Here is a 12146-nt window from a genome sequence, read left to right as displayed (position 1 = left end):
TGCCAGGGCCGGCGAACCCGCGCGGACCCGGCCACGCCCCGGCTGCGGTCCCATGCACACAAGGCACAGGCGACCACGGACTGGCATTCTCATCAAGCCCCCCAGCCTGCGGCGGCCGGACCAGTGCCCAGGCCACCGCCCTGCAACAGGGGCGACAGCGCGCGGGCGAGAGGCCGTGCAGCCGCGGACAGCACGACGGCGGACGACGGTGCTCGGGCCGGGCAGCGAGCTGCTGCGCGGCAACGGCCGACAGCACAGCAACGTGGGCCCCGGCCGGGTGGCCGCCGCACCGGCATCGTGCCGGACACGGTGCCGAGCGCGGCCGGGGCCCGCGGAACCAAACGGACAGGCAGCGGCCCGACCTGGCCGACAACCCTGGGCACCGCCGCGCCGGCCCGAGGAACAGCCACGCCGAACGAACCGCCCGCCGGCAGCACCGGCCACGCGACGCCTCCCGACCCTGCCGGGACAGCCCGCAGGGCGGCCAGCCCGGCACGGCGGGCTGGCCGCGCACCACGCGGGGCGCCCGCGAGAGCGGGCCCGGAGCGATGGCGTCGGCGGCCGCCGAGCAGCGGAACGCCGACGGCTCCGCCCCCCGCCGTCGGCGAAAGAGACCCGTTCGATGGCCGCTGCCTCGCCGCAAACGCCGCTCTGAGCGAGACGAGCGCTTACAGCGAAGGCCCGGCCAACGGCCGGTTCACAGCCCACACTGACGACCACCCGCCGCCGCGCCGAGGCGTGGACAGGAGGCACGACGCGACGGTGTGGAAACGCCTGGCCGAGCTGACCGAACGGAGGCAGGGCGCCGATCACGACAACTGCGGTGATCAGCAGGGCCAGCCCCACGCGCGGCTCGGCCCGCGGTGTCGCGCGCTGGCCGAGCCGCGTCGCTCGCTGCGGGCTGTTGCCCGCATGTCCGTACGGACGGTGCCCGCTCTGTCGCCCCGCTTCTACCCGTACGTCTGTGCGGCGGCACGGTCGCCGCCGTCCGGCCGCCATTTGCTGCTGTGCCTCACCGTGCCGCGGCCGTGGCAGTCGTAGCGCCCGTACGGACATGCCGCCGTCGTACCGCCAGTACGGACGCACCGGCCGCTGCCGCCGGCCGGTGCGCCCGCACGATCGGCACCGTCGGCCCGCCCGAGCTGGTGCCGGTTCGTGCCGCACCGTTGTTGTTCGCTCGTGGGTCCGTACGGTTATCGCCACCATCCCGCTGCGTTGCGCGTCCGTATGGACAGTGGCGTGCCGCCTGTGGTCGGGCTGGATCCGGTTGTCCGTATAGCTTCACCGCCTCGCGGCCGCGGGCCGATGGCTCCGCTGTGCCTGGACGTGCTGCCCGCGCCCGCCGTGGTGATGCCGCGCCCGTGTTGTCGGCTCGGCTTCGCACGGCCCAGTGGCTGTCCCGGGACCAGGAATTGACGTGATGTGACGCGCGCCGTTCAGCAGTGAGGCGTGGCCGCGTGACTGGAGCCGTGAGCCGAGAAGGGCGGGCCCGGAGCTGAGGCTCCGGACCCGCCCGAGTCACTCCTCGTTCCTCGATCCGGAATCGGGGCCGGGGGTGAGGTCAGACGTGGTGGTCAGCGGTTGGTCCACAGGACCCACTGAAGGTTGCCGTTCGCGCACTGGAACTCGTCCCAGTGGTGGCGCTGGACGCCGTCCTGCCCCGCCTCCACGCAGCCGCCGTGGGTCCAGTACTTGTCGCGCAGCACCCAGCCGGGGGGTGCGTCGGCGACATTGGCCGGGGTGGCCTGCTGAGGCGCCTGGGCGGGGGCGGCGGACGCCTGGGTGGTGCCCAGGACCACGGTCCCGGCTAGCGCGATAGTCGCCACAAGCGCGGCGGTAATTCGGTTACGCATGGTGTTCACTCCCCGTGTTGTTGGTTGCCTTGCACCCTCTACACGGACGGGGACGCTTCCCTGCATGACACAGGTGAATGTGATGTGCATCACGTAGGGGTCTGGTTCGTTCCCGGCCGAAGCGGCGGCGGTATGCCGAAGGGGAAAATCCCGTATCTCGCGCATGAGGGCGCGCGGGTTGCCAGCAGGCACCCTGCTCAACCCGTTCCTCGTCGGTGCTGTGGTCCGTGGGGAGGCGTCGTCTGCTGTACCGCGCCACCGGTGCCGTCTGGCTCGCGGTCCGTTCCTGCATTCCCAGGGCTTTCACCTATTGATCCGAAGTGCTTTGGGTTGGGGGTTGTTGACGGTGTGTGAGTGGTTTGGTGGGGGATGTACGGACCTGGTCGCCGGATGTGCAGGGGGCTGTGTGGTTGCTTGTGGTGTCTGTGCTGGTGGAGGGCCGGGGCCGTGTAGAGGTCGCCGCTGTGTTCAAGGTGTCGGCCAGGGTGGTGGGCAACTGGTGGGTCAAGTGGCGGGTCGGTGGAGGGGGCGCGTTGCTGTCTGGCGCCCGAGGTCGTCGCGCGGGGGAACATCAGGTTCTGTCTGAGGTTGAGCAGGTCGCTGTCCGGCAGGCGGTGTTCGATTACATCCCTTGCGGCCTGGGGCTTTCCGGTCAGCTGTGGGGTCGTGGGCAGATAGGCGAGCTGATTTTCAAGCTGTGCCGAGTCCGCTTCACCGAGCTTGGCGTGGGCGAGTACCTCACAGGCTGGGGCCTGACCTTCCAGCGTCCAGACAAACGGGCCGTCGAGTGGGATCGGGAAGCGGTCCGCCTCTGGCGTGAGGAGACCTGGTCGGCTATCTGGGCCGGGGGGAAGGCAGGGAATGGTGGAGTCCTTTTCGCCGGCCTGGTCGGCATCTGCTCGGGCCAGGTCAGCGGCCGCGCCTGGGGTGGGCAGGGGCGGGCGCCGGTCGTCCGTCGTACCGGGAGCTGGTTTTCCGTAAACGCGATGTCTGCGATCAGTATCTGCGGCCGTATGTGCTTCATGGTCTTCACCGAGTCGTTCGACGCGAAGGTCATGTGCCATTTCCTTGCCCGGCTCGTCGGGCATTTTGGCCACAAGGTCCACGTGATTGTGGACCGGCGCTCGGCCCACCGCTCGAAAGCCGTCCGGGCCTGGCTCGCCGATCGCCAGGACGAGATCGAGCTGCATTTCCTGCCCTTGTACTCACCCGAGCGGAACCTGGACGAGCTGGTCAACGCCGACCTCAAACGCAGCCTGCTCCACGCTCAGCGGGCCAGGAATCGGGCCGAACCTGCTACTGAAACTCGCAGGTTCTTCCACCGCCGGCAGCGTCAGCCCCATATCGTTACCGGCTGCTTCAAAGCCCCGCACGTTCGATACGTCCTCGACGAGTGAACCCAATGAGTTTCTGATCAATATGTCTGTCTGGGGTTGCATGGGCCGCGCACGTCGTCGCCCCGTCTCCACAGGGCACTTGCTGCACTTCCCGCATGCTGCCCCTGTGCCGCTCAAGCGCTGTGAGCCGGGCGGTCTCGCCCGAGGCCGCCCGACGCCATTGGGCTCAGGTGGGGAGCGTATTGCCGCGGGTTTCGGGGGCGAGGCGTACCAGGCCGATGCCGATGACGAAGACCACGGCGGTGAGGGTGAGCGGGATGGTGAGGGAACCGGTGGCGTGGATGCCGTAGCCGATGAGGAAGGTGCCGGCGGCGGCGAACCAGCGGGAGAGGGTGGTGGCGAGGGCGAAAGCGGTGGCGCGCATCCGGGTGGGGTACTGCTCGGGGAGCCAGATGGTGAAGACGGCGAAGCTGGCGCCGCCGAGACCGAGTACCGGCAGGAAGGTGAAGGTCAGGCCGATGGAGTGCATCGGGTAGGCGATGCCGTAAGCACCAACAGTGCCGACGATCATGAGGCCGTAGAGGGAGGCGAGCGCGCCGCGCCGTCCGATGCGGTCGGCGAGCCGGGGTACGGCGAAGCAGCCCACGATGGTGCACACGGCGACGGTCATCGACGAGAGGCTGGCCAGATGCACCGTGGTGTCGTGGCTGTAGCCGGCTTCGGTCGCCAGCGTGGTCATGGCGGTGGGCACGTAGGTGGCGCCGGCCCACAGACCGATGACGCACACCATGAGCAGCAGCAGATTGCCGATGGTGCGTGCGCGGTAGGGCGGTGAGAGCACCTCGGCGACGGGCTGCCAGAAGGAGCGGGCCTTCCGGCTCGACGCGTCTGCCTGCCAGCGCTCGGGTTCGGGGGTGGTGCGGCGCATGAGGAAGATGGCCAGGGCGGGGATGCCGCCGATGAAGAACATGCCCCGCCAGCCAAGCGCCGGACCGAAGAGGAGGTACACGGCCGAGACCGTGAGCACGCCGAAGTATCCGGCCGAGTGCATCGCGCCGCCGAGCCGTGCCCTGACGCGCTCCGGCATGACTTCGGCCAGCAGAGTGCCGGCCATGGCCCATTCGCCGCCGACGCCGATGGCAGCCAGGAAGCGGCATATGTTCCATTCCCACATGTTGGTGGCGAAGCCGGCCAGGGCGGTGAAGACGCCGTACATGAGGATGGAGGCCATCATGGCGGGCTTGCGGCCGAACCGGTCGGCGATGGGGCCCCAGATGAAAGCGCAGCCCCAGCCGAGAAGGAAGATCGCGGCGCTGATCTGCCCGTACCAGCCGATGTTCTCCGGGGTCGGGGTGATGCCGGCGGCGGGGAGCAGGGCGGTCAGCGTGGGGGCCAGGACAAGCCCGGGGATGGTCCAGCTGAAGCCGTCCATGGCCCAGCCGCCGAAGGAGCCCCAGAAGGCGTGACGCTGGGGGCCGGTGAGGCGGATGCGTGCAGGTCTGGCCGCTGGTGCCGTTTGCTTTTTGATCGCCATGGGGCCTCGATTCGGCTCGGGAGGTGGCGACGGGGGAGGGGGCGGTGCTTGCGTTCCGTCGCAGGTAGGCAGTGGGGGGGGAGAGAGTTGGTGAGCCCTTGCCGCATGCGGGGCGACTGCCGGTGGGGCGATGGTGGGAGGCGCCACAAGGGCCACTCGATAAACCTGGACCGCATTGCGGACCGCTTGACTTCATTGTGGTCCGCGGACCCTAGCGAGGTGGCCCCGCTCGCGTCAACGGTTGCCTCGGAATTGTGCTAGGCCGCCGCCCTCGATGGCGTCACTGCGTCGTCGTTGAGCGTCATGGGGTGCGCGGTTCCCGCCTGTCGCCACCTGCGGTTCGCCCGGTCAGGGAGGGGGCTGCCGCTCGAGGGTCCGCGTCTTTGACTGCTTGACGCCTTGACCGAGTGGCGCTCTGCCGCGGCCCCAAGGCTGCAGAGGCGTTCTTCGCGCTCTCCCGTCGCGCCACAACGCACCCCCTTGACCTGCTGCGCTGCGCGCCTATAGCCTCCGGACCACTCTACGGATCAGTGGACCGTAGAGTGGACCACTTCGGGGTGTCGATGACGAAAGCACCGTTGACCGGAATCACCAGGTGTCGGCCGGGATGTGTTCCGCCCGCCGACCGCAGGCCTACGACGGCTTGATCGTGGCCGTCGTACCGCTCCTCGTAGTGCTCGCCTTGTCTCCCCGGACCCGGGCTGATTCACCGGCCGGGCTGATCACCTTCCCCACGCTCATTCACCGCGTCACACCGAGGCTCAACCTCTGCACGACACAAGGAGAATTCAGCATGTCCGATCGCACCTGCCCACCTCCGGATGGCGCCGAACCGGTGTCGAGCGCCCTGGGCGAGCGACTGGCCCGCGGCACCTTCGCGGTCGGCCAGGCCGCCGCGTCCCCTGCCGCTCCGTCGGCTGCTCCCACCGCCACGCAAATCCTCCCGGGCATCGTGATCGACGAGGATTTCCCGTTCCAGGGGAGGCCGGACAGGTACCCGCAGCGCACCCCCGTCTCCGTCGACTTGGGGCGCTGACGCATGGCACAGAGCACCGCAGGCCCGCTGGAGAACATCGTCGTCGTCGATCTCTCACGCGCCCTGGCCGGGCCCCAGGCGACGATGATGCTCGGCGACATGGGCGCACGGGTCATCAAGGTCGAGGCGCCGGGACGGGGCGACGAGTCCCGGGGATGGGGCCCGCCGTTCGTGGGCCCGGAAGTCTCGCCGGAGTCGACGTACTTCCTGTCCTGCAACCGCAATAAGGAATCTGTCACCGTCAATCTGAAGTCGCCGGACGGCATGGACCTGCTGACCCAGCTGGTACGGCACGGCGACGTCCTCGTCGAGAACTTCAGGCCCGGGGTCATGGAGCGACTCGGCTTCACCGTCGAACGGCTCCATGAGATCAACCCCCGACTGGTGATCCTCTCGATCAGCGGCTTCGGCCACGACGGCCCCCAGGGCGGACGGCCCGGCTACGACCAGATCGCTCAGGGCGAGGCCGGGCTGATGAGCCTGACCGGCCCCGACGCGGACAGCCCGACCCGACTCGGGGTGCCGATCGCCGACGTACTGGCCGGGATGAACGGCGCGTACGGCGTGCTCTCGGCCCTGTACGAGCGTGAGCGCACCGGGCGAGGCAAGGTCGTGCGCACCTCCCTGCTCGCCTCGATCGTGGGGGTGCACGCCTTCCAGGGAACCCGGTACACGGTGGCCGGCGAGGTGGGCCGGCCGACCGGCAACCACCACGTGGCCATAGCCCCCTACGGACTGTTCCGCTGCGAAGGCGGAGCGATCCAGGTGGCAGTCGCGAACGAGGCTCAGTGGGCCACGTTCGCCGAAATCGTCGGGCTGGACACAGCAGACCCTCGGTATACCAGCAACGCCGAGCGTGTGGCCCACCGCGACGACCTCGTCGGGGACATAGAGAAGACGTTGCTGCAGCGGCCGGCCGCGCACTGGCTGGCCCGGCTGGACTCCGCGGGGATCCCCGCCGGGGAGGTCCGGACCCTCGACCAGGTCTACGACTGCCCGCAGACCCGGTCGCAGGGACTCGTGATCGAGGTGGACCACGCATCGCTCGGCACCATCGAACTCCCCGGGCCCGCCGTCCGCTTCGACGACGGCGGCCGCCTCCGACACGCCCCACCACCACGGCTGGGAGAGCACAACAGCACCGTTCGCGCATGGCTGCGGGAGCAAGAGGACTGACGTCGGCACTGCGGCGCAGGCGGACGGAGCGCTGCTCCGCCGGCGCGCGCAAGGCGTCATCCAAAACCCCGGATCCACCCGCGAACGCGGAGTCTCAGCCGATCCCTGTCGAGCCGCGGTTGCCGGCAGGACGAACGAAAGACACATGACATGACACCGTCCCTGCGATCGGGAGAGTCCGGACTGCCCCGGGTGCGAGCCATGAGCATTGGCTGCGCATGGTGGAAGGCGTACTGCGCACGTCGGGCAAGGACGTTTCGGGTGCGGCGGCTGAGGAAGCGCTGTCCATCACGCTTGAGGACGGGCTCATAGTCCGCCCTCTGTACACGCCGCGGGACACCGCCCTGGACACCGGATATCCGGGCTTCGCGCCCTATGTCCGCGGCGGGAGGCCCGAGGGCAGCGGGGCCGACGGCTGGGACGTGCGCCAGCGCCATGCCAGGCCGGAGCCGGAGCACACGAACGAGGCCGTGCTCGCAGATCTGGAGAACGGTGTCACTTCGCTGTGGCTGGCTGGCTGGCTGGCTGTTGGCGGCCCGGCCGGTGTGCCGGTGTCGGCCCTGGGTGATGCCCTGACCGGCGTCCACCTCGAACTGGCGCCGGTCGCCCTTGACCCGGGCGACGAATTCGAGGCGGCGGCACGCGAATTGCTGCGGTTGTACGAGGAGCGCGGGGTGCCCCGAGAGGCAGCGTGCGGCAATCTCGGAGCGGACCCGCTGGGACTGTCTGCCTGCACCGGCGACGAGGTATCCGGCATGGAGGAGGCCGTCGAACTGGCTCGGCTGTGCTACCACGACTACCCATTTCTGCAGGCCCTGACCGTGGACGTGCTTGCGTTCCACTCGGCCGGGGCCTCGGCTGCCCGGGAGCTTGGCTGTTCACTGGCGACCGGCGTCGCGTATCTGCGCCGCCTGACGGAGGCCGGGCTGAGCGTCGAGGCGGCCTGCACTCAGCTGGAGTTCCGTTACGCGGCCACCGCCGACAAGTTCCTGACCATCGCCAAACTCCGCGCCGCACGCCGCCTGTGGTCCCGAGTCGTCGAGTCATGCGGGGCGGCCGGCGATGCCGGGGCACAGCTCCAGCACGCAGTGACCTCCCCGGTGATGATGACCCGGCGGGACCCTTGGGCGAACATGCTGCGTTCGACCGTGGCCTGTCTCGCCGCGGGCGTCGGCGGTGCCGATTCCGTGACGGTGTTGCCCTTCGACCATCAGCTGGGTCTGCCGGACTCCTTCGCCCGCCGCATCGCGCGTAATACCCAGTCGGTGCTGCTGGAGGAGTCGCATCTGTCGAAGGTGATCGACCCGGCAGGCGGCTCCTGGTATGTGGAGCGACTGACGGACGACCTCGCCTATGCAGCTTGGGCGTTCTTCCAGGAACTGGAGCGGGCGGGCGGTCAGCAGGCCGCATTGCGCTCGGGCCTGGTCCGCGCCCGGCTCGCCGCCACCTGGGAGATCCGGAGTGAGAACCTGGCCCGGCGGCACGAAATCATCACAGGTGTCAGCGAGTTCCCGAACCTGGCCGAGAAGCCCGTGGAACGGGAGCCGGCGCCCGTGGAAAACGGCCAGGGCCTGCCCCGGGTCCGCCGCGATGAGGCGTACGAGGCATTGCGCGCGCGATCGGACGGGTATCTGGCGGCTACCGGAGCCCGGCCCCGGGTCTTCCTCGCCGCGCTCGGTCCGGCTGCCGCGCACACTGCACCGGCGGCCTTCGCCGCCAGCCTCTTCCAGGCCGGCGGCGTCGAACCCATCGCCCCGATGCCGGTGGACGCGTCCACGGCCGCCGAGGCGTTCGTATCCAGTGGGGCGGCCACTCCCATCCGCTCAACCGCAACACCGGCTGGACGATCACCGGCTCCACTCGCCGCAGATCGGGTCAGCCAAGTGATGCTGTCCCCTCCCTGAGCGCAGCAATGGCCTGTCCCTCCCAGGGGGAAGGGACAGGCCATTGCTGGGTGGTACCCCTTCGCGCGCGGCTTCTGGACCATGTCTACCGGACCCTATTGGCAGCCGTCGTGTCTCCGGGGCCGGTCGCCGCGCGACTGGGTCCGCGTCAGTGGACGCCATTGGAGGAGGGGAGCTGGCGGGCTATGCGCCGGGCGGTCTCGCACACCAGGTTCCCGACCTCGGCGTAGCGCTTGCGGGGCATGCGGATGTTGGGTGCGGAGACCGAGAGCGAAGCGACCGGACCCGAGCCGGGCGGGCAGATCGCAGCGCCGATCGAGACGATGCCTTCTTGCTGCTCCTCCTCGTTCACCGCGTAGCCGATCTTCCGGATCATCCCCAGCTGGGCGGACAGGAGGTCGGGGTCGGTGACCGTCTGATCGGTGACCTTGACCAGATTCGAGGCGAGGTACTCTGCGACGTCCTCGGCCGGGAGCGCGGCAAGTACCGCCTTTCCGTTGGAGCATGTGTGCAGTGGCATGCGGGTGCCGAGTGAGTAGAACGTACGCAGCTGGTGGGAGCTGTCGAGTCGTTCGACCAGCACGACCGTGTTGCCGTCGGGCACCATGAGGTGAACGGTCTCGCTCGTCGCCACCTGCAGTTCGCCGAGGAGAGGCAGCGCCACCGACCGCAGGTCCTGGTCGTTGGCGGCCTGGCTGCCGACGGAGAACGCCCGGCCCGTGATGGCCCAGCGCCTCTGCTCCTGACCGGCAGGCTTGATCCACTCTGCCTCGTGCAACGTGGTCAGACACCGCTGGACGGTGGTCTTGGGCAGCCCCAGCCGCTGCGTGAGGTCACTCAGTCCAGCCGGCTGGTGCTCGGCCACCGCCTCGAGGACCCTAAGGGCGTTCTTCACGCTCTGCATCGACATGACCCACTCCTTGACCATCGCATTTGCGGGCTTGTAATCTCAGAAAGCCCGTGGGCCATGATAAGGGCCAATGGTCCATGATGCGGTCCGAGTGAGGAAAATTTCCGCCGCCGCAAGCCCCGCCCCAGGACACCGAGGCCACCCATGGGGCACCACCGGTGATCGTGCCGGACCTCCCCGGATCGCCAGAGCCCGCAGGCGACCAGCGCACCCCCCGCAGGAAAGATCTGTCGTGACGCCACGACCCGGAAGGGGTGGCCCAGCAGGGGAGGGAGGAGCCGGGGCGAGCACCGCCGGGCAGATCGTCGCGGCCCTCGCGGGGGCGAGCGTCCGACGCTCCACCACGGGGCAGGTGATCCTGGACGGTATCGACTGGGCCGTGCGCTCCGGAGAGTACTGGGCCCTCCTGGGTGCCAACGGTGCCGGGAAGACGACCGTACTGCGCCTGATCGGCGCGACCACGCACCCCACGTCCGGAACAGTGGACGTCCTCGGCCACGTCCTCGGCCACGTCCTCGGCCGTGTGGACGTGCGCGAACTGCGTGCGCACATCGGCCTGGTGTCCAGCGCCCAGAAGGTGCCGCAGGACGCCACCGCCCACACCATCGTCCTCACCGGCGCGACCGGGACCGTCCAGCCGCTGTGGGGCGAGTACGACGCACAGGCCCGCGAGCGGGCGCACGAACTGCTGGCCGAACTCGACTGCAAGGAGCTCGCGGACCGGCCGTACCGCGTGTGCTCGGGAGGCCAGCGGGCCCGGGTCCTCATCGCTCGCGCCTTGATGCCGGATCCGTCGCTGCTCCTGCTCGACGAGCCGTTCAACGCTCTCGACCTCCCCTCGCGCGAGGAACTGATCGACGCCATGCACCGGCTGGCCACCGGTCGGCCTCACCTGGCGACAGTCACGGTCACCCACCACCTGGAGGAGCTCTCCCCGGGTATCGGGCATGCGCTGCTGCTGCGGGAGGAGGGCCGGGTGCAGGCGACGGGACCGGCCATCGACGTGCTCACGAGCGAGCGGCTGACGGCCTGCTTCGGCCGCCCGATTGAGGTGGCACGCCACGTCGGCCGCTGGCTTGCCCGCTCGGGGCAGGGGCCCCGCCCGCTGTAGTCGCAGCATGACCCTGGCCCCTCGCCACGGTGGGGTCCGGGTATCGGGGCGTTCGGCCCAGCGGATGCCTTTCCGCGCCGCGATGCGGGCGCGGTCGCTTCGTGGGGCGTACCGAACGTCCAGGACGTCGGGGTGACAGATGCCGAGTCCCTGCGACCGGGTCTGCGGGCAGTCGTGGACCCGGTCGAGGGTCCGGACCTCCCCGGCGGGGGCCCGGCGGTGTCCAGCCGGGTCAGCCGGTGCGCGGCCGGCCGCGCACCGGCGGAGGAACACCTCCCGCTCGAACGCCGTTGGCGTGGGTCGGGAGCAACTGGCGAGGAGCCGACTGCGGTTCGGCGATGGGGAACGCGAGCCGAGATGACGCCCGTGGCCGGTGGGCCTGCCGGCGCGTGGGACGGGCCGATCATGGCGGTATCGGTGATCGGTGCCTTCGGCATTCTCAATCCTTCCCTTGGGCTGCATTGAGGTCCAGCGATCCGCACAGTGGACCGAAAGTGATGGGGCGCGGCGTGGCGGGTCAAGGGTTGCGCACAGGATTGGCGCCCGATGTGCCTGGAATGTGTTCAGGGTCTTCGATGTCTCAGGGAAATGCCGATCGATTGGTCGCCGATCAAGTGGGGCCTGGTGCAATTCCTGCCTGACCCTTGACGTGAGTCGAGTCACCTCGTCAGTTTCCGGACCACATTGAAGTCAATTGGTCCGCAATGCGGTCCACGCGGTGTCGAGCAGCCCCTGCGCCTCTCGCGGCATTCGCCCGCACGCAGCACGGGCTCGGCGTATTCCCCTCCCCCCATCACCGCCGGTCTGCCCTCGATGGCAGGGCCGGCTCGCCACCCGTCGTATCTCCCGTACCGAAACCGAGATCCTCGTGACGATCAACAAACACCCAGCGCGGAGCAGCGCCACCGATCCCGCAGTCGCCCGTGTCCGCCTCACCAAACACCAGCGCCAGGCCTCCTGGGGCTCCTTCGGTAGCTCGGTCATGGACGGCTCCGGCTGGACACCCGGGCCCGTCCTGGCGCCCAGCCACCCACGCCCGATCACGCGTGCCATATCCGGGTACGGCGGCAGTGGCGCATACCGCGACCACAAGGCGTACGCCCTCCTCGTACAGAGCGCGGCCGGACCGGTATCCGGCACGGGCATCCTGGACACCCTGTCGAAGGCGGGCCCGTCCATCGCCGACGTCTGCGTCGGCATGTACACCTGCTCCGGCATGCGCACCCCGCTGGGGGAACGGGGCCACTGGGCATCCTTGGGCAGCCCGGTCGGCACGTCGCGCGGA

8 protein-coding genes and 2 pseudogenes are annotated in these 12146 nt (G+C 69.5%); 7 read left to right on the top strand and 3 right to left on the bottom strand.

Going from position 1 to position 12146, the window contains the following annotated elements; translation table 11 throughout:
* Window positions 1–762: 762 nt before the first annotated feature.
* Entirely contained in the window at window positions 763–1041 is a 279-nt protein-coding gene (locus tag OG422_RS00100) for a hypothetical protein (protein WP_405738176.1), read from the top strand.
* Between the two features lie 533 nt (window positions 1042–1574).
* On the opposite strand, the gene OG422_RS00095 is transcribed toward OG422_RS00100, so the two are convergent.
* The gene (locus OG422_RS00095; RefSeq protein WP_143944254.1) at window positions 1575–1853 is read right to left on the bottom strand and encodes a hypothetical protein; all 279 of its coding nucleotides are present in this window, start codon (window positions 1851–1853) and stop codon (window positions 1575–1577) included.
* 419 nt (window positions 1854–2272) lie between these two features.
* Between OG422_RS00095 and OG422_RS00090 the strand changes: the two genes are divergently transcribed.
* Window positions 2273–3250 (top strand): IS630 family transposase, encoded by a 978-nt coding sequence (locus tag OG422_RS00090; RefSeq protein ID WP_405738172.1) that lies wholly within the window; start codon window positions 2273–2275, stop codon window positions 3248–3250.
* 166 nt (window positions 3251–3416) lie between these two features.
* Here the strand turns inward: OG422_RS00090 and OG422_RS00085 are convergent, their stop codons facing one another.
* Window positions 3417–4724 carry an MFS transporter gene (locus OG422_RS00085; protein WP_405738169.1) on the bottom strand — a complete coding sequence of 436 codons (1308 nt, stop codon included), beginning with the start codon at window positions 4722–4724 and terminating at the stop codon, window positions 3417–3419.
* A 793-nt stretch (window positions 4725–5517) separates the two neighbouring features.
* On the opposite strand from OG422_RS00085, the gene OG422_RS00080 reads away from it, so the two are divergent.
* The 3 genes and pseudogenes from OG422_RS00080 to OG422_RS00070 form a co-directional block, all read left to right on the top strand.
* Window positions 5518–5760, top strand: a complete 243-nt coding sequence (locus OG422_RS00080) for a hypothetical protein (protein ID WP_405738166.1) — start codon at window positions 5518–5520, stop codon at window positions 5758–5760.
* A gap of 3 nt (window positions 5761–5763) precedes the next feature.
* A complete protein-coding gene (locus OG422_RS00075) occupies window positions 5764–6936 on the top strand; it encodes a CaiB/BaiF CoA transferase family protein (protein ID WP_405738163.1) in 1173 nt (390 codons plus the stop codon).
* A gap of 167 nt (window positions 6937–7103) precedes the next feature.
* Window positions 7104–8747 (top strand): annotated as a pseudogene (locus OG422_RS00070) (methylmalonyl-CoA mutase subunit beta); the annotation flags it as partial.
* Between the two features lie 241 nt (window positions 8748–8988).
* Here OG422_RS00070 and OG422_RS00065 read toward each other — a convergent pair.
* Complete coding sequence (locus tag OG422_RS00065; RefSeq protein WP_221938146.1) at window positions 8989–9750, bottom strand: IclR family transcriptional regulator; 762 nt, start codon at window positions 9748–9750, stop codon at window positions 8989–8991.
* A 301-nt stretch (window positions 9751–10051) separates the two neighbouring features.
* Here OG422_RS00065 and OG422_RS00060 point away from each other — a divergent pair, with 301 nt between their 5' ends.
* Entirely contained in the window at window positions 10052–10861 is an 810-nt protein-coding gene (locus tag OG422_RS00060) for an ABC transporter ATP-binding protein (RefSeq protein WP_405747575.1), read from the top strand.
* 982 nt (window positions 10862–11843) lie between these two features.
* A pseudogene (locus OG422_RS00055) lies at window positions 11844–12080 on the top strand (CoA transferase); the annotation flags it as partial.
* Window positions 12081–12146 lie beyond the last annotated feature (66 nt).

This window comes from Streptomyces sp. NBC_01525 (assembly GCF_045040405.1).
GTDB lineage: Bacteria > Actinomycetota > Actinomycetes > Streptomycetales > Streptomycetaceae > Streptomyces > Streptomyces benahoarensis.
This window is presented reverse-complemented; position numbering and strand designations above follow the sequence as displayed.